The organism is Comamonas thiooxydans, from assembly GCF_000964545.1.
In the GTDB taxonomy this organism is placed as follows: Bacteria; Pseudomonadota; Gammaproteobacteria; order Burkholderiales; family Burkholderiaceae_C; genus Comamonas; species Comamonas thiooxydans.
Window position 1 is genome coordinate 98,316 of the sequence record NZ_BBVD01000011.1, and the last position, 18,447, is coordinate 116,762.

General features: G+C 60.9%; 16 protein-coding genes. 12 read left to right on the forward strand and 4 right to left on the reverse strand.

What is annotated here, in order from left to right; translation table 11 throughout:
* The first annotated feature begins 57 nt into the window (after window positions 1-57).
* From Cth01_RS18380 to Cth01_RS18435, 12 genes are all read left to right on the forward strand, one after another.
* Window positions 58-1,206, forward strand: coding sequence for an ATP phosphoribosyltransferase regulatory subunit (locus tag Cth01_RS18380; protein WP_003063798.1), 1,149 nt, complete (start codon window positions 58-60; stop codon window positions 1,204-1,206).
* Window positions 1,207-1,243: 37 nt separating this feature from the next.
* Entirely contained in the window at window positions 1,244-2,620 is a 1,377-nt protein-coding gene (locus tag Cth01_RS18385) for an adenylosuccinate synthase (protein ID WP_003063796.1), read from the forward strand.
* A gap of 40 nt (window positions 2,621-2,660) precedes the next feature.
* Complete coding sequence (locus Cth01_RS18390; RefSeq protein ID WP_003063794.1) at window positions 2,661-3,185, forward strand: phosphoribosyltransferase; 525 nt, start codon at window positions 2,661-2,663, stop codon at window positions 3,183-3,185.
* Window positions 3,186-3,465: 280 nt separating this feature from the next.
* Window positions 3,466-4,632 carry a YncE family protein gene (locus Cth01_RS18395; protein ID WP_034405759.1) on the forward strand — a complete coding sequence of 389 codons (1,167 nt, stop codon included), beginning with the start codon at window positions 3,466-3,468 and terminating at the stop codon, window positions 4,630-4,632.
* A gap of 72 nt (window positions 4,633-4,704) precedes the next feature.
* On the forward strand, window positions 4,705-5,532 hold the full coding sequence (locus tag Cth01_RS18400; RefSeq protein WP_034378381.1) for a polysaccharide deacetylase family protein: 828 nt from the start codon (window positions 4,705-4,707) through the stop codon (window positions 5,530-5,532).
* A 21-nt stretch (window positions 5,533-5,553) separates the two neighbouring features.
* On the forward strand, window positions 5,554-6,534 hold the full coding sequence (locus Cth01_RS18405; RefSeq protein WP_034359337.1) for a sterol desaturase family protein: 981 nt from the start codon (window positions 5,554-5,556) through the stop codon (window positions 6,532-6,534).
* A gap of 14 nt (window positions 6,535-6,548) precedes the next feature.
* Window positions 6,549-7,436, forward strand: coding sequence for an EI24 domain-containing protein (locus tag Cth01_RS18410; protein ID WP_034359334.1), 888 nt, complete (start codon window positions 6,549-6,551; stop codon window positions 7,434-7,436).
* Between the two features lie 322 nt (window positions 7,437-7,758).
* On the forward strand, window positions 7,759-9,174 hold the full coding sequence (gene glnA / locus Cth01_RS18415) for a type I glutamate--ammonia ligase (RefSeq protein ID WP_045840033.1): 1,416 nt from the start codon (window positions 7,759-7,761) through the stop codon (window positions 9,172-9,174).
* 179 nt (window positions 9,175-9,353) lie between these two features.
* The gene (locus tag Cth01_RS18420; protein WP_034378378.1) at window positions 9,354-9,866 is read left to right on the forward strand and encodes a hypothetical protein; all 513 of its coding nucleotides are present in this window, start codon (window positions 9,354-9,356) and stop codon (window positions 9,864-9,866) included.
* A gap of 36 nt (window positions 9,867-9,902) precedes the next feature.
* Window positions 9,903-11,012: a nitrogen regulation protein NR(II) gene (gene glnL / locus Cth01_RS18425; protein WP_034359329.1), complete on the forward strand. Its 1,110-nt coding sequence runs from the start codon at window positions 9,903-9,905 to the stop codon at window positions 11,010-11,012.
* Between the two features lie 46 nt (window positions 11,013-11,058).
* Window positions 11,059-12,609 carry a nitrogen regulation protein NR(I) gene (gene ntrC, locus Cth01_RS18430; protein ID WP_034359327.1) on the forward strand — a complete coding sequence of 517 codons (1,551 nt, stop codon included), beginning with the start codon at window positions 11,059-11,061 and terminating at the stop codon, window positions 12,607-12,609.
* 200 nt (window positions 12,610-12,809) lie between these two features.
* Window positions 12,810-13,577, forward strand: a complete 768-nt coding sequence (locus Cth01_RS18435) for a hypothetical protein (RefSeq protein ID WP_224648524.1) — start codon at window positions 12,810-12,812, stop codon at window positions 13,575-13,577.
* Window positions 13,578-13,588: 11 nt separating this feature from the next.
* Here Cth01_RS18435 and xth read toward each other — a convergent pair whose 3' ends face one another.
* The 4 genes from xth to Cth01_RS18455 form a co-directional block, all read right to left on the reverse strand.
* On the reverse strand, window positions 13,589-14,365 hold the full coding sequence (gene xth, locus Cth01_RS18440) for an exodeoxyribonuclease III (protein ID WP_041744257.1): 777 nt from the start codon (window positions 14,363-14,365) through the stop codon (window positions 13,589-13,591).
* A 396-nt stretch (window positions 14,366-14,761) separates the two neighbouring features.
* Window positions 14,762-15,856: a porin gene (locus Cth01_RS18445; RefSeq protein WP_045840053.1), complete on the reverse strand. Its 1,095-nt coding sequence runs from the start codon at window positions 15,854-15,856 to the stop codon at window positions 14,762-14,764.
* A gap of 42 nt (window positions 15,857-15,898) precedes the next feature.
* A complete protein-coding gene (locus tag Cth01_RS18450) occupies window positions 15,899-17,500 on the reverse strand; it encodes a sulfatase family protein (RefSeq protein ID WP_034359321.1) in 1,602 nt (533 codons plus the stop codon).
* A gap of 11 nt (window positions 17,501-17,511) precedes the next feature.
* Window positions 17,512-18,417, reverse strand: a complete 906-nt coding sequence (locus tag Cth01_RS18455; protein ID WP_052703388.1) for a Bug family tripartite tricarboxylate transporter substrate binding protein — start codon at window positions 18,415-18,417, stop codon at window positions 17,512-17,514.
* Window positions 18,418-18,447: the final 30 nt, after the last annotated feature.

Sequence of the window (18,447 nt, forward strand, 5' to 3'; positions counted from 1 at the left end):
TGGGCAGGGCTGGCAAAGCCGGTAGAATCGCATTTTTAACAGCCTCCCCATTTCTCCATGTCTGCTTGGGTCCTGCCGGATCACATTGCCGATGTTTTGCCCTCCGAGGCACGGCACATCGAAGAATTGCGTCGAGGATTGCTCGATACTGCGCGCAGCTATGGCTATGAGCTTGTCATGCCACCCATGCTGGAGTATCTGGAGTCCTTGCTGACGGGTACAGGCGAAGCTCTTGCCCTTCAAACCTCCAAACTGATTGACCAGCTCTCCGGTCGCACCATGGGCCTGCGTGCAGACATGACGCAGCAGGTGGCACGCATTGATGCACATTTGCTCAATCGCAAGGGCGTAACCCGTCTGTGCTACTGCGGTCCTGTCGTTCATGCGCGCCCCGATCGTCCGCGTGCCACGCGTGAGCCGTTCCAGTTCGGTGCTGAAATCTACGGCCATGAAGGCCTGGAAGCCGACCTCGAAGCCCTGCATCTGGCTCTCGACTGCCTCAAGGGAGCGGGCGTCAAGGACGTCATCGTGGATCTGGCCGATGTGCGCATTGTGCGCAGCCTGCTGGCTGGCGTGATGGTGGACGAGCAGGTGCTGCGTGGCGTGCATGCGGCCCTGGCCTCCAAGGATGCAACCGAGCTGGCTCAGCTGACCCGCGATTTCCCCGAAGCCTCGCGTGAAGGCCTGATGGCGCTGCTGCAGTTGTACGGCGGCATGGAAGTGCTCGATCAAGCTGAAAAGCTGCTGGAGCGCACTGCCGGCGTGCGCAATGTGCTGTCACATTTGCGCTGGCTGGTGCAGCATCTGGATGGCGTCAAGGTCAGCTTCGACCTGGCCGACCTGCGTGGCTACTCCTACTACAGCGGCACGCGCTTTGCGATCTATGTGCCCGGTGGCAGCGATGCCCTGGTGCGCGGTGGCCGTTACGACGAAGTCGGTGCAGTGTTCGGGCGCAATCGTCCCGCTGCCGGCTTCAGTCTCGATATCAAACAACTGGTGGCTGTCGTGCCCGAGCGTCCGCTCAAGGCTGCCATTCGCGCCCCCTGGGGTGATGACGCGCAAGTGGCTGCCGCCATTGCCGCATTGCGCCAGCAGGGCGAGACGGTGGTCTGCGTGCTGCCAGGGCATGAAAGCGAAGTGGATGAGTTCCACTGCGACCGTGAGCTTGCCAATGTCGGCGGGCAATGGGTCGTGCAAGCCATTTAAGGCATTTGACTAATTCTTCGATTTATCGGATTGGAATATGAATACATCCAAAGGTCGCAATGTGGTCGTCGTCGGCACCCAGTGGGGTGATGAGGGCAAGGGCAAGCTGGTTGACTGGCTGACCGAAAGCGCCAACGGCGTCGTGCGTTTCCAGGGCGGTCACAACGCCGGTCACACATTGGTCATCAACGGCGTGAAGACGGCTCTGCACCTGATTCCCAGCGGCATCATGCGTCCCGGCGTGAAGTGCTACATCGGCAACGGTGTGGTGCTCTCCGTGGGCAAGCTGTTTGAAGAAATCGAAGGCCTGGAAAAGGCCGGCGTGCAGGTGCGTGAGCGTCTGCGCGTGTCCGAAGCCTGCCCGCTGATCCTGCCTTTCCACCAGGCTCTGGACGTGGCCCGTGAAGCGGCCCGTGAAAAGGGTGGCGTGCAGAAGATCGGTACCACCGGCAAGGGCATCGGCCCCTCCTACGAAGACAAGATCGCCCGCCGTGCCCTGCGCGTGCAGGACCTGAAGCACCCCGAGCGCTTCGCCACCAAGCTGCGCGAGCTGCTGAGCCTGCACAACCACATTCTGGTGAATGTGCTGGGCTCCAAGAACTTCGACTTCGGCGCTGGCCTGGCTCCCTACATGAAGGACGGCGAAGTGCAATTCGACGCCGTGTACGAAGAAGCCATGCGTCATGCCGAGCTGATCAAGCCCATGATTGCCGATGTTTCGCGCGAGCTCAATGCTGTGCACGCCGAGGGTGGCAACCTGCTGTTCGAAGGCGCGCAAGGCACGCTGCTGGACGTGGATCACGGCACCTACCCCTATGTCACATCGTCCAACTGCGTGGCTGGCAATGCCGCCGCAGGCGCTGGCGTGGGCCCGGGTCTGCTGCACTACATCCTGGGCATCACCAAGGCTTACTGCACTCGCGTGGGCGGCGGTCCCTTCCCCACCGAGCTGGAATGGGAAAAGGAAGGCACTCCCGGCTGGGTCATGTCCACCGTGGGCGCTGAGAAGGGTGTGACCACCGGCCGCTCGCGCCGCTGCGGCTGGTTCGACGCTGCGCTGCTCAAGCGTTCGGCCCAGATCAACGGTCTGTCCGGTCTGTGCATCACCAAGCTGGACGTGCTCGACGGCATTGAAGAGCTGCAACTGTGCGTGGGCTACGAGCTCGACGGCGAGAAGATCGACCTGCTGCCTCTGGGCGCGGATGATATCGAGCGCTGCAAGCCCATCTACGAATCTATCCCTGGCTGGACAGACTCCACCGTGGGCGTGACCGAGTACGACAAGCTGCCCGTGAACGCTCGCCGCTATCTGGACCGTATCGCCGAAGTGACTGGTGTGCCCATTGCCATGGTGTCCACCAGTCCCGACCGCGACCACACCATCCTGATGCACAACCCGTACAGCGCCGCCTGATCGGTCCGGGTTTTACTGAACTTTCAAAGGAACTGTGCCCATGCTGACAGAAGACGGTAAGCACCTGTATGTGAGCTACGACGAGTACCACGGTCTCATCGAAAAGCTCGCCATCAAGATCCACCAGTCCGGCTGGGAATTCGACACCATCCTGTGCCTGGCACGCGGTGGTCTGCGTCCCGGCGACATCCTGAGCCGCATTTTCGACAAGCCCCTGGCCATCATGTCCACCAGCTCCTACCGCGCCGAAGCCGGCACGGTGCAGGGCCATCTGGACATCGGCCGTTTCATCGCCACGCCCAAGGGCGACATTTCCGGCCGCGTGCTGCTGGTGGACGATCTGGCGGACTCGGGCGCCACGCTCAAGGCCGTGATCGCCATGCTCAAGACCAACTACGCACCTATTACGGAGCTGCGCAGCGCCGTGATCTGGACCAAGGGCGTGTCGACCTTCGAGCCTGACTATTCGGTGGACTTCCTGGCCACCAACCCCTGGATTCACCAGCCTTTCGAAGGCTATGACACGCTGAATCCCGAAAAGCTGGCGGAGAAGTGGAAGGTCTGAGGACCCGTCACCGACGTTGGCAAAGGAGCCCTTTTGGGGCTCCTTTTTTTATAGAGCAATGATGTTCATCAATGGATGAGCGTCATGTGCCTTTATTCCAACGGTTTCAAGCTTTTTTAAGGCTGTACCGTAATAAAAGCAGGAGCTAGCTGCTCCTGTTTTTGAATTGTTGTCATGATGCGGCCTGCGCCGATCAGGCAAGCTTGGCGCGGCATTTCAACAAGCTTTGTAAACCAGAAGGCTTGTGTTGGCAGCGGCTGCATTGACGCAGCTACACTGCATGGATTCTGAGAAGGTGGTGGTTGTGGGACGTCTTTCTATTGGGCGCACTGGCGCTGCTGTGGCATTGGTCGTGGGCGTGGGCGCTGCGGCATGGTTGGGGGCTTCGGCCTTGCCCGGTTTCAAGTCTGCCAAGGCAGCCGCACCGGCGGTCCCTGCCGCTCCTGTGGTCGCGCCCGCGGCGGCGGTTGCAACCGGTGCACCTTTGCCGCCAGCTGCTGTCAAGCCGGCACAGGCAGCGCGTGCCGTGCAAGGCCCGACGCCCATCTTTGTGCTCAATTCCCTGGATGCATCCATCAGCGTGATCGATCCGCAGACCTGGAAGGAGCAGTCGCGCATTCCCACGGGCAAGGAGCCTCACCACCTGTATCTGACGCCAGACGAGAAATCACTGGTGGTGGCCAATGCGCTGGGCGATTCGCTGACTCTGGTGGATCCGCGCACGGGTGCCGTGCAGCGCGTGATCCGCGATATCGTGGACCCATACCACCTGCGCTTTTCGCCGGACATGAAGTGGTTTGTCACGGCTGCCAACCGCCTCAACCACATCGATTTCTACCGCTGGGATGCGGCCACGCAGACGCCGACGCTGGTCAAGCGCGTCTCCACCGGCAAGACGCCCAGCCATTTGTTCATCGACGCGCAGAGCAAGACGCTGTACTCCACTATGCAGGACAGCGACGCCCTGGTGGCCATCGATATCGCCACCCAGACCATCAAGGCCCGAGTGCCCACCGGCCCCATGCCTGCGGACGTCTATGGCAGCCCTGATGGCAAAAAGCTGTTTGTCGGCCTGACGGGCGGCGATGGTGTCGAAGTGTTCGACATCACCGGTCCCGAACCACGCAGCCTGGGTCAGATCAAGACGGCAGCCGGCGCCCATGCCTTCCGCGCCGCCGGCGATGACCGCCATCTGTACGTGAGCAATCGCGTGGCCAATACCATCAGCAAGATCGATATGCTCAGCAGCCAGGTCGTTGCCAATTACCCGGCGCCTGGCGGCCCCGACTGCATGGATGTCTCGGCCGACGGCCGCTACATCTTCGTGGCCTCGCGCTGGGCCCGCAAGCTGTCGGTGATCGACACGGTGGAGAAGAAGGTGGTCAATCAGGTCAATGTGGGCAAGTCGCCTCACGGTGTCTGGACGCTGTCCCACGCTGCGCGCTAAGGTGCTTGTCCCTGCTGTATCGAAACGGCAGGGATGGCTTGGTCTCCGTGTTGACCACCTCAAGGAGGGTGGATGCAAAGACGTTGTTTCATGCTCGGCTCGCTGGTCGGCGGCCTGCCTGCCGTCCCAGCCTTTGCTGCCGAAGCTGCAAGGAAGATGGCTTCAGGCGCTTGCTCCAAGGCGGTCTACCTGACCTTCGACACCGGGCATATGGGCATAGCCCAGCTTGTCGCCCAGGTTCTGCAAAAGCACAAGGTGCCCGTCACATTTTTTGCGGCCAATGAGGCCACGAAGGAGGGGGGCAGCAGTCTGAGCGACTTCTGGGCGCCCTGGTGGAAGGCGCGTGCCGACGAAGGTCACCAGTTCGCATCCCATACCTTCGACCATATGTACTGGCTGGCCGATATCCGCGACAAGGCCACGGGCCAGGTCACGCACTTCAAGGTCAAGCCATCGGCCGGGCCCAGAGCCGGTCAGAGCTATGTGGTGTCTGCCGATGAGTACCGCCAGGAGATTGCCCGCTCCGCTCAGAGGCTGGCGCAGATCACGGGTCGCAAGACCTTGCCGCTGTATCGTGCGCCGGGCGGCAAGACATCGCCAGCGCTGATTGCCGCAGCGCAGCAGGGCGGCTTTCAGCATGTGGGCTGGGCGCCGGCAGGCTTTCTGGGCGACGAGTTGCCCAGCGACAGGTATCCCAATGAACGCTTGCTGGCCCAGGCACTCAAAAGCATAGGCGGCGGCGATATCTTGCTGGCCCACCTCGGCATCTGGTCGCGCCAGGACCCCTGGGCCCCGGCGGTGCTGGAGCCGCTGATCGTCGGTCTGCTGGATAAGGGTTTTTGCTTTCGTACGCTGGCCGAGCATCCGGCGTACCAGGGCTGGATTGCGCAGCACCGCTGAGTGCGGCAAGAGGAGTGAGTTGTGGATTGGTTGGTTCAGATGTTTGGAGAGGCGCAGCAACGCTTGTTTGAAGGCGTGGTTCAGCCGTTTCTGTTCCATTTCGGCATGGCGAACCTGCTCGAAGATGGCTACACAGCCACGGGCTGGCTGCTGGTGGGGCTGCTGCAGATAGCGGTCATGGTCGCGGTGATCGTGCCGCTGCAGCGCTGGAGGCCGGTCGAGCCCGTGGTGGACCGCCAGGCGATTCGCGTGGACATCCTCTACACGCTGATTCACCGGCTGGGATTTTTCCGGCTGGCATTGTTCTTCACGATCGATCCCTTGTGGGATGCCCTCATGGGCAGGCTTCATGTCTTGGGCATGCCTGGCTTTCATCTTGACGATATCTGGCCGGGCGTGACGGACAACGCCTGGGTCAGTCTGTTGATGTATCTGGTCGTCTTCGATCTGGTCGAGTACTGGATTCATCGAGGTCAGCACGGTTTTACCTGGTGGTGGAAGCTGCATGCCGTGCACCACTCGCAGCGCCAGATGACGGTGTGGAGCGACAATCGCAATCACCTGCTCGACGACGTGATCCATGACGCCATCATCGTGCTGGTGGCACAGCTGATTGGCGTGGCTCCGGGGCAGTTCGTGGCCATCGTGGCCCTGACCCAGCTCAGCGAGAGCTTTCAGCATGCCAACGTGCGCATCTGGTTTGGCCAATTGGGCGAGCGCTTGTGGATCAGTCCACGCTTTCACCGTCGCCACCACGCCATCGGTATTGGTCACGAACCCATGGCGCCCGTGCGCAACAAGAAGGTGCATGGCAACAATTTCGGCGTATTGTTGCCCTGGTGGGACATATTGTTTGGCACGGCCAACTTTGATCTGCGCTATGACCCCACGGGTATTCGCGATCAGGTGCAAGCGAATGCAAAAGGTCAATTGCGCGACTATGGCCGTGGCTTCTGGGCGCAGCAGTGGCTGGCTGTCCTGCGATTGATGGGTCGCGCATAAGTCAATCCTTGAGTATGCTTGCCAGCATGAGCTTGCTACTTGACTCTTTTTGGCGTGCCATGGCGTATTGCCTGCATAAGCGGGTCATTGTCTGGTCACTCTTGCCGCTGCTGGCCATGGCCTTGATGGCCTGGCTTCTGGGCTACTTCTTCTGGGCCGATGCGGTCCTCAAGGTGCAAAGCCTGCTGGACGGGGTGGGCTGGCTGCATTCCTTGTGGCTATGGCTGCAAGGGCTGGGCCTTGGGTATGCCTCGGAGGTGGTGGCTTCCATTTTTGTTGTGTTGGGAGCAATGCCTGTACTCGTGGTGCTGGTTTTGCTGCTGGTGGGCCTGTTCATGGCACCAGTGCTCACCCAGCTGGTGGCCGAGAAACGCTTTGTCGGTCTCGAGAAAAAGCATGGCGGCTCCACCATGGCCAGCCTGGTCTGGTCGGGCGGCTCCACGCTGATTGCGCTGCTGGCCTTGTTTGTCACTCTGCCGTTATGGGTGTTCCCGCCGCTGATGCTGGTGGTGGCGCCTTTGATCTGGGGATGGCTCACCTACAGGGTCATGGCATTTGACGCATTGTCCGAGCATGCCAGCAAGGACGAGCGCCGGGCCCTGTTTGCCCGTCATCGCATGTCGCTCATTCTGATGGGCGTGATCTGCGGCTATCTGGGCGCAGCGCCCGGTGTGGTCTGGATTTCCGGGCTGCTGTTCCTGGCCGCCTTCTGGATTCTTGTGCCCATTGCCATCTGGATCTATGCGCTGGTATTTGCCTTCTCTGCACTGTGGTTTGCCCACTTCTGTCTGGCGGCGCTGGAGCAGATGAGGGCGCAGACCATGCCGAGTGCTGCCGACCCGCAGGTCCCGTTTGCACCTGGTGCAGATGATTCGGATGGTGCAGCTTCGGTGGCTCGCTGAAAAGCGTCTGCAGCAGGTTGAATCAGGTGCCATGCACCAAAAACAATCTTGTTTCAGAAATGCACCAAATTGGTGCTAATTAATTCACCAAGATGGTGCAATTGTTTGGCGTGCTCTGGCAGTGAGACAATGCGCGTCTGTTTGGTGCAGTTTGCAGATGCAGCTCTGGTAAGTGCTTATGTCTTGTGCCGAATATCTTTACACCAAGGCTCGGTTTCGGTGCGCAGATGTTGTTGTGAGGCGCCGAGGTCGAGTTGGCACGCAAACTGCTAGATACTATTCATTCTTTATTTGATCAGCCAAAGTTGGCAGGAGAGATCTAATGGCGAAGACCGTTGCAGACGTGATGCAGATGGTGCAGGATAACGAGGTCAAGTTCGTGGACCTGCGCTTTACCGATACCCGCGGCAAGGAACAGCACGTGACCGTGCCCGTGTCGCACTTCGACGAGGACAAGTTCGCCTCGGGCCATGCTTTCGACGGTTCTTCCGTTGCCGGCTGGAAGGGTATCGAAGCCTCGGACATGCAGCTGGTTCCCGATCCCAACACTGCCAATATCGATCCCTTCTTCGAAGAGACCACACTGATTCTGCAGTGCGATGTGATCGAACCCGGTGATGGCAAGGCCTACGACCGCGATCCCCGTTCCATTGCCAAGCGTGCTGAAGCCTACCTGAAGGCTTCCGGCCTGGGCGATACCGCTTACTTTGGTCCCGAACCCGAATTCTTCATCTTCGACGGCGTGCGCTGGGGTACCGAGCCTCACAACCCCTTCTTCGAAATCGAAGAATATGAGGCTCCCTGGAACACCGGCACCAAGTTCGAGACCGGTAACCGTGGTCACCGTCCTCGCGTCAAGGGTGGCTACTTCCCCGTTCCTCCTGTCGACAGCACCCAGGACATGCGTGCAGAGATGTCGCTGCTGCTGGAAGCGGTCGGCATTCCTGTCGAAGTGTTCCACCATGAAGTGGCCGGCGCCGGTCAGAACGAAATCGGCACACGCTTCTCGACCCTGGTCGAGCGTGCCGACTGGACACAGCTGCAGAAGTACATCATCTGGAACGTGGCCAACACCTACGGCAAGACGGCAACCTTCATGCCCAAGCCCTACGCTGGCGATAACGGCTCCGGCATGCACGTGCACCAGTCCGTGTGGAAGGATGGCAAGAACCTGTTTGCCGGCGACGGCTATGCCGGCCTGTCCGACTTCGCCCTGTACTACATCGGCGGCATCATCAAGCACGCTCGTGCGCTGAACGCCATCACCAACCCTGGCACCAACAGCTACAAGCGTCTGGTTCCCGGCTTTGAAGCGCCCGTGAAGCTGGCTTACTCGGCCAAGAATCGCTCGGCCTCCATCCGTATTCCTTACGTCAGCAACCCCAAGGCTCGTCGCGTGGAAGCACGCTTCCCCGATCCTCTGATGAACCCCTACCTGGGTTTCGCAGCTCTGCTGATGGCCGGCCTGGACGGCGTGGAAAACAAGATCCATCCCGGCGAAGCCGCGACCAAGGATCTCTACCACCTGCCCCCCGAGGAAGACAAGCTGGTGCCTACCGTCTGCCACAGCCTGGATCAGGCTCTGGACGCCCTGGACGCAGACCGTGCGTTCCTGACCAAGGGCGGTGTGTTCTCCGACAGCATGCTGGATGCCTACATCGAGCTGAAGATGGGCGAAGTGACTCGCTATCGCCAGTCGGTGCACCCTGTCGAATACGATATGTACTTCTCGCTGTAAAGCAGAGGTCAAAAAAGGCGGCGCAAGCCGCCTTTTTTATTGAGCGCCCGCTGCGGCGGGCGTGGCAGCAAAGGAACCAAACGGGTTGGTGGCGGTCAAGTAGTCAATAAAAGCCGCAGGCTTGGAGCGATACTCAGGGTATTGCGGACTTGCGGCCGCCGTCTGCCTGAGAGGACCGAATGAAGAAGTTTTATGTGTTGTCGTTGCTGTGTCTTGCATCCGGGCTGGTTTCTGCCCAGGATGTGATCTACCGCTGCGGCAATGAGTACACCAACAATGTTTCGCAGGCCAAGGCCAAGGGATGCAAGCCGGTCGATGGAAGTGGCGTGACGGTGATTCACGGCACCAGGCCCTCGGGTGGCAATGCCGCTGCGGCTTCGGCCAAGCCCAAGCCGGCAAGTAGCTCTGCATCGAGCGCGCCGGCCACGGCCCGTAGCGACAGTGCCGCGCAGAAAGCGCGTGACTCCGATGCACGAGCCATCTTGCAAGGCGAGCTGAACAAGGCCCAGGCCAGACTGTCCGAGCTGAAGGCGGAGTACAACGATGGCAACCCCGTGCGCACGGCGCTGGAGCTGCGCAATCCTCAGGGCTACCCGGAGCGGGTGGCCAAGCTGAAAGCCGATATCACACGCCAGGAAAGTGATATCGCAGGCATCAGGCGAGAGCTGGACCGGCTGCCTGCGGTCAATTAATCCGGCCCCTGGGGCTGGTCATTTTTGGTCTATCGAATGAGTTCCACTGCAGCCCCGCTCCCCGATATCCCCAGGCCTGATCCGGATCAGGCCAATGCTCACGGCTACCAGTCGCTGGACTGGCTTTGCACCCTGATTGCCGTGCTTGACGAGTACGGCATGGTGCGCTTCGTCAACGCGGCGCTGGAAAACGCCCTGGGCCAGTCGCGCCGCATCATGGTGGGCAGTGACTTTGCTACCTGCTTTGCCGAGCCTGCCTTGCTGGACAAGGCGCTCAGCGGCGCCCGTTCCAACGACTTTGCTGCGCTGCGCTTCGAGGCCAGCCTGCTGCGCCTGGGGCAGGAGCCCTTGCCGATTCATGCGGCGGTTTCGCTGGCCGAGAAGGCCGGCCATGTCATGGTGGAGATGTGGCCGCTGGAACAGCAGGCCCGTCAGGATCGCGAGGAGCGCATCCGAGAGCAGGCGCTGGCGAACAAGGAACTGATCCGCAATCTGGCGCACGAGATCAAGAATCCGCTGGGCGGCATTCGCGGCGCGGCCCAGTTGCTGCAGATGGATCTGGTCACGCCCGAGCTGCTGGAATACACCACGGTCATCATTCACGAGGCCGATCGCCTGCAGGCGCTGGTGGACAGATTGCTGGCCCCGCATCGCCACCCGCATGAGGTGGGCGACGTCAACATCCACGAGGTCTGCGAGCGCGTGCGTTCGCTGGTGCTGGTCGAGCACCCCCAGGGGCTCAGGATCACGCGCGACTATGACATCTCCATCCCCGAGTTCAGAGGCGACAGCGCACAGCTGATACAGGCCTTGCTCAATATCGTTCAGAACGCGGCCCAGGCGCTGGGGCGGCGCATTGCAGAGGGCGATGCCGAGATCATTCTGAGGACGCGTGTGGCCAGACAGGTCACTCTGGGGCGTGAGCGCTACAGATTGGCACTGGAATTGCATGTAATCGACAACGGGTCAGGCGTGCCAGATGCCATCAAGGAGCGGATTTTCTATCCTTTGGTCTCAGGCAGAGACGGCGGATCCGGCCTGGGGCTGACACTGGCTCAGACCTTTGTGCAGCGTCACCATGGCCTGATCGAATGCGAGAGCCAGCCGGGGAGGACGGATTTCCGAATCCTGATACCGCTGCCATAAAGCCTGACATTATCAATATGCAGAAGAAGGGAAGGATGTTGCACGAATGAAGCCAATCTGGATTGTGGACGACGACCCTTCCATCCGCTTTGTGCTTGAAAAGGCATTGGGGCGTGAAGGCTGGCCCATTCGCAGCTTTACCCAGCCGCGCGATGTGCTCAAGGCCCTGGCTGATGTGGACAACAGCGATCCCGAGCGTCAGGCTCCACAGGTGCTGGTCAGCGATATACGCATGCCTGGCGGCTCGGGCCTTGAGCTGCTGGAGCAGGTCAGGGCGCAGCAGCCTGGGCTGCCCATGATCATCATGACGGCCTATTCCGATCTGGACAGTGCAGTCTCGGCATTCCAGCGCGGGGCCTTCGAGTATCTGCCCAAGCCATTTGACGTACCCAAGGCCGTGGAGTTGATCCGGCGCGCCGTCGAGGAAAGCCAGCGCGAGGAGGTGGCCGATGTGCAGGCTCCGGTGCAGGCGGAAATGCTGGGTCAGGCACCCGCCATGCAGGACGTGTTTCGTGCCATCGGCAGATTGAGCCAGAGTCATGTCACGGTGCTGATCACCGGGGAGTCCGGTGCCGGCAAGGAGCTGGTGGCACGGGCGCTGCACAAGCATTCTCCGGTTGCCGGCGGACCGTTTGTGGCCATCAATACCGCAGCCATTCCGAAAGATCTGCTGGAGTCCGAGCTGTTCGGCCACGAGCGCGGCGCCTTTACCGGCGCGCAGACCCAGCGCAGGGGGCGTTTCGAGCAGGCCGAAGGCGGTACGCTGTTTCTCGATGAAATCGGCGACATGCCGTTCGAGCTGCAGACGCGTCTGCTGCGGGTGCTCTCCGACGGCCATTTCTACCGGGTTGGCGGACATCAGGCCGTCAAGGCCCATGTGCGTGTGATTGCGGCGACGCACCAGGATCTGGAGCTGCGCGTCAAGGACGGTGCTTTCCGCGAGGACTTGTTCCATCGTCTGAATGTGATCCGCCTGCGCCTGCCCGCGCTGCGCGAGCGCAAGGAAGACGTCCCCATGCTGACTCAGCATTTCCTGCAGCAAAGCGCGCGTCAGCTGGGGGTTGAGCCCAAACGCATGAGCACGGCCGCCATGAGCCGCCTGCAGGCCTTCAACTTCCCGGGCAATGTGCGCCAGCTGGAAAACATCTGCCACTGGTTGACCGTCATGGCTCCGGCCCAGCAGATTGCACTCAAGGACTTGCCGCCCGAAGTGCTAGGCAGCTCTGCATCGGTGAGCACAGCAGTCTTTGCCGGCGCATTGAGCAGTGGTGTGGGCCTTGACCAGTCCAAGGTAAACCTGCCGGAGGCGGCGTCCATGTCCGTGCCTGGCACTGCGGCAGCTCCTTTGACCGAAGCTCCGACATTGACCGAGGGCTGGCTGGAAGGGTTGGGCAAGCAGGCCGAGGAACTGTTGTCGCAAGGCCACCACGATGTATGGGATCAGCTGTCCCATCAGTTCGAGGCACAGTTGCTGCGAACGGCTCTGGCAGCCACGCATGGTCGCAGAGTGGAAGCTGCCAGCCGGCTGGGGATTGGCCGCAACACCATAACCCGGAAGCTGCAGGAGCTGGGATTGGAAAACGAGAATTTCGACTGAAGCAGTGCAGTGGCCACTCGCTCTCGCGGTGGGTTTTATCCGTCCTACATGGTGCAATCACGGTTGACGACATGAGGCAGATGGCGCAGGGGTAAAAATCAACAGGCCTTTTGTTGATTGGACTGTTTGCGTTGTCTGCCTTGCCTTTATCCATCTCTTTCCCACCTGCACCGGAGTCTTTTCCGCGGGATGCGAACGCCTTGTCGCCATTGCTGCAGATGCCGGAGGCCGAGGAGGCCTTCTGGCACGAGCGCTATATGTGCGAGCCTTACTTTGTCCCAGGGCGTAGCTTTGATCAGTATTACCCCGCCTATCTGCTGGGCTGGCAGGCCGGCAGATATCGGGCTCGGCAGACGGCTTCGGGGGGGAGCAGGAGTTTCGAATCCCTGGAGGCCGAGCTGCGCCGGCATTGGTCGCTGCATTGCGGGGGCAGCCTGTTGGACTGGTCTCAGGTCAGAGCAGCCGTCAAGGCAGCCTGGCGCCGTGCGATTGTTCCACCCGCGTCCAAGCCTTGCGCGGAGGCCGTACTGGGCCAGATGGCGAAGAACAGTCTTGCTCTGGCGTTGCAGGCAGGACTGCGTTTCGCGCAAAGCTCCAGACTGTTTTTGACGACTGCGGACGCCAGCATGGCTGTTGATGCCCTGCGCCGCTTCTCGCAGGATTCACACAAGCTGGTTTCCGAGCTGGAGGAGCTGCTTGATGGTGTTCCGGCGGCCCCGCTATCCATGGCCTTGGATGAGGGCGGTCTGCTGGAGCGGGTGCGCAAGACCTGGCTTGACTATCTGGGAGAAACGGTGGCCGAAACCTGGCTGGATGTGCTGCGGCGCTTGCAGACCTGGCTGGAGCGCACCGAGCACACTGTTCAGCTGGATTTGCCGGTCAAAGTCGCCAAGCTGCTCAAACGCCATGTGATGCTGTTGCGTGGCCAGCTGCAGGCCTTGCAGTGGCTGAGCCATGGCGCCGTCTGATCCGTACCGCCTCAGTCCAGTGTAACGACCACGGGGGCGTGGTCGCTGGGCTGTTTGTTCTTGCGCGGAGCACGGTCCACGCTGCAGGCGCTGACCTTGCTCTTGAGAGCCTCGCTGACCAGAATATGGTCGATGCGCAGGCCGCGATTCTTCTGAAAGCCCAGCATGCGGTAATCCCACCAGGAGTAGCTTTTCTCCGGTTGCTCGAACATGCGGAAGGCATCGCTCAAGCCCAGTTGCAGCAGGCGCTGGAAATGGTCGCGCTCTTCCACCGTGTGGTGGATCGTGTCCTTGAGGCCGACGGGGTCGTAGGAGTCGCGATCTTCGGGAGCCACGTTGAAGTCCCCCACCAGCACCAGGCGCGGATGCAGGGTCATCTGGTTCTGGATCCAATCGTGCAACGCCTGCAGCCAGCGCATCTTGTAGGCAAATTTTTCCGAGCCAGGTTCCTGGCCGTTGACGAAGTAGCCGTTGATCAGACGAATTTCGCCGTTCGGCGAGTCTATGGTCGTGGCAATGATGCGGGCCTGTTCGTCGTCAAGCCCAGGGATGTTGCGCACCACATCGCGCCCCGTGTCGCGCGTGATCCAGGCCACGCCGTTATAGGTCTTCTGGCCGTGGCTGACTGCCTTGTAGCCGGCTTCCTCGAACGCCATGTGCGGGAACTTGTCGTCGGTGAGCTTGAGCTCCTGCAGTCCCAGCGCATCGACGGGGTTGGCGGCAAGCCAGTCCAGCACCTGCGGCAGTCGTACGGACAAGGAGTTCACATTCCAGGTGGCAATTTTCATTGTCATATAAGCCCACTTGAATTCAATGGGTTGCGTATCTGATTTTTAGGTTTCTAGCTCTAGCTACCCAGCTAGCTACCCAAAAAAGGTGTTCAAAAGATGGTCGTGCTTTCAGCTCCTTCTATCGTATCAGCCACATAGTTCCCGCTGAGCGAGCGCGTTTTGGAATAAGGTGGCCAAGTTGCAGTCGCAAGCCTATGAGTGATGAACATGCCTTTGAGCCGTCGCACATGTGGCATCACGTGCATGTGCCGGTGTTACAGCCAGAGTGCGATCAGGCTACGCACACGCTCCAGGGCCTTGACGGCTTGTATCAGCGAGGTGGTTGAGCCATGTCACAGCAACAAGGCAGGTTCGGCATCTCCGTCAGGCTCGTATTTGGGCGAGTGCCATTGGCTAAAACATATGACGTATACCGACGCCGAAGCCTGTCTGGTTGATTCCGGCGACCGGCAGGCTGCCAGCCTGGCCGCTGCTAGCGCTGAATGTGGCATTGCCGCTGTTCTTCATGTGTCCCAGTGACGCGTAGGCGGCGGTTCGTTTGGAGAAGTGGTAGGTGCCACGCAGCACCATGAACTGGCCTTTGTCGCTATTGGACTTGTACTGGAGCCGGTAGTACTGGGTGTCGAAAGTCCATGCTCCTGCGGGATACGAAAGGCCGACGAACCACAGGTCGCTGCGGGGGGAGACCTTGTAGCCATCGTTGTCGCGGCGCAGAAATCCCGCTCCAATCTTGACTCCGTTGAATTTCACATAGCCGTTGAGCATGGTGCGCTTGTCACTCATGCCGCTTTGGCTGAGACCACCAAATGCACCTGAGCCTCCTTTGAGCACGTCATGAGCCAGCGCAGTTCCCCAACTGGCGGAGTCGTACTTGAGCAACATCGACCATTCGCGGCAAGCGTTCCTGTCGGTGCCACTCTCGCCGGCACAATTTGTGCCGGCGGGGCTAGGGCCAGCATTGACCGTATCGCGCCCAAAGCTGTAAGTCATGCCCACGGTCAGTCCTGAGAATGTGCCCTTGTAGGAGATGGCGTTGTCGGCGCGTGCATTCGGAAAATAGCTGTCGAAGTTCGCAATGCTGTGCATACCCGGCCCGATGACATCGGCGTCATGCATCGACCAAAACAGCATCGTGTACTGCCGGCCCAGGCCAACCTGACCCCAGGGGCCGTTCAGGCCAACAAACGACTGTCGCCCAAACCCGCGCCCACCTTGGTTCAAGACGCCCGAATCAGGTGCGATGCCCATTTCGAGAACGAACTGGGCACTTATTCCGCCACCCAAATCTTCACGGCCACGAAATCCCAGCCGGGATGGAATGTTGCCCGCATTGCTGGGGATGCGCGTGAGCCCAGAACCAGTGGCGCCCACATGGTTGATGTGCTCGACAGCGGTGTCGAGCAACCCATAGATCGTGATGCTTGGTTGGGCATGACAGGCGCCTCCCAACCACAGGAATGCAGCGGCACAGAAAAATTGCTTGTTCATCGGGGTCTCCTCCAGCATTGCGGTCCAACTTCCGCACGTACCTCAGGCGATAGCCGTCGGCAGTGGCGAGCAATCAGCCTGTTCGCTGAGCTCCATCAGCAACTGCATACACAACTGTCCGCGCTCGGCAGCGCGCTCATGCCACAGGTTGTGTTGCTCGAGCGGATCGGCGTGCAGGTCGTAGAGCTCGCACAGCTCGGGCAAGTTGCTCAAGGTCAGGCGCCATTCTTCGCTGACGAGGCTGCGAAGGCGGTAGCGGCGCGTTCTTCCGTGCGGCAGCACCACGGGCTCGCTTTCGACAATGACACCAGGGCGCGATGGGACTGTTTGCGATTGCCCGTCCAGCCAGGGCAGCAGATTGAGTCCCTGGATCCCGTTGTAGGGGGCGAGCCCGCAGCGCGCCAGCACGGTCTTGGCAATGTCGATGGTTCCGGATGGCAGATCCAGGACTGGAGGAGCGGCCCGGCTGCATGGGTCCTTCCAGATGAAGGGTACGCGCGTGAGCCCACTGAAATGCATGGCGCCCTTGAGCACGATGCCATGGTCGCCCATCATGTCGCCGTGGTCGCTGGTGAAGATGATGACCGTGTCGTCCTCTATGCCCAACTCCTGAAGAGTCTGGAGTAACTGCCCGACCTGCTCGTCGATCATGCTGACCATGCCGTAGGTCAGGGCCAGCGTTTCCTGGCATTCACGGCTGGTTACGGCGTAGGCGCCGTAACCCTCGCGGGAGCCTCCCTCTCTGGTGTAGCGGTGCACGTCGACCAGCAGTTGAGAGTTGCCGGGCTTGCCGAAGCTGGGCGGCAATGGCATGTCCTCAGGCTGGTACATATCCCAGAACCGTCCCGGAGGGGTGAACGGATGGTGCGGATCGGGAAAGGACAGGTTGAGAAAGAACGGCTTGCCGGACGAGCCTTGCACATGTTTTCTGAGCCAGTTGCAGCCGCGCTCCCCCACCCAGGCCGAGGGGTACAGTGCCTCGGGCATGGCCGTGCGCCATGCCTGCGGCGCGCTGTAGCCTGGTGAAGGCAGGGCGTTGGCACGGCCGCGCAGACTGTCGGCTGCGGGGTGGCGTTGGGCCAGCCAGCGGGCATAGTCACCGTCGACCTGGTCGCCGTGGAACGTAGCCAGCTCCACATGTTCGAAGCCGTAGTAAGGGGTGGTCACCGCCATGCGCTTGCCACTGCGCCAATCGGGCGTCCATTCGTTCAAATACCCGTCGCCGTCACGCTGGCGCTTTCGTGCGTCCAGTAGCTCGAGCGGCGGCGCGACACCTTGGTCAGCATGGCTCCAGCGACGGCGTGCCGGGCCGTCATAGCCAAAAGACTGCAGGTGAGACTTGCCTATGAGTGCCGTGGCATAGCCTCCTGCGCGCAGCAGTTCCACAAAGGTAGTGTGATCGCGCGAGAGACTGATGCCGTTGTGCACCACGCCATGCAGCGATGGCAGCCGTCCGGTCATCAGCGTGGCGCGATTGGACATGCAGGTGGTGCTGGCCGCATGGAAGTTACTGGCGCGTACGCCGGTGCGGGCCAGGCGGTCGATGTTTGGCGTCCTCAGCAGCGTGTTGCCCGCGCAGCCCAGGTGGTCGGCACGCTGCTGGTCGGTGACGATCAGCAGCACGTTGGGAGTCTTGTTCGTCATGAGGCCGGCTTTCAGTCGGCAGTGATGCCAAGTTCTTTCACAAGCTTGCCGTAGCGCTTGTAGTCGGCGCGGGTCTTTTCGGCGAAAGCGCTGCGTGGCTGGTTTTCCACGCTCTGGTACAGGTTTCTGAACTGGGCTGCGACCTCGGGCTTGGCCAGAATCTCGCGCAAGGTCTTGTTGATATCGTCAGCCAGCGCCGGGTCCATGTTGCGGGGGCCATAGACGCCGAAGGAAATGTCGACCTCCACCCCTGTAAAGCCTTGTTCCTGCATGGTTGGCAAGCTGGGCAGAAAAGAGCTGCGGGCCTTGTCTGCCACGGCCAGCGGTACCAGGCGTCCCGCATCGATCAGGGGCTTGGCAACAGGCATGCCGAGGAAGGTCAGCATCACATGGCTGCCCAGCACGTCGTTGATCGCCGGTGTCGTGCCTTTGTAGGGCACATGGCGCAATTGCACGCGAGCTACCTTGTTGAAGAGTTCTCCCACGATATGCATGGGAGACCCATTGCCCGAGGTGGCGTAGCCCAGGTCGGGCTGTGTCTTCGCCATCCGGGCCACATCGCCCGCCGTTTTTGCACCGAGTCTGGGGTTGGCGAGCATCAGCATGGAGGCTGATGAGAGCAGCGCGATCGGAGTGTAGTCCTTGACGACATCGGCATGCTGCCCGCCCGCCGGCAGCACGTGAGGGACCATGGTGAAGGTATTCGGTGTCACCAGCAGGGTGTGGCCGTCGGCCTCGGCGCGGGCTACGGAGTCGTTGCCCAGGTTGCCCGACGCTCCCGCCCTGTTCACCACGATGACGGGATTTTTCCAGCGCGCTTGAAGCTGGGGCGCCAACAGGCGCGCTATCTGGTCGGGAGCCCCTCCTGGCGGGAACGAGACGACCAAGGTGATGGGCCTGTCCGGATGTGTGGGCATGCCGGTTTGCGCGGCCGCGCCCCAAGCTGC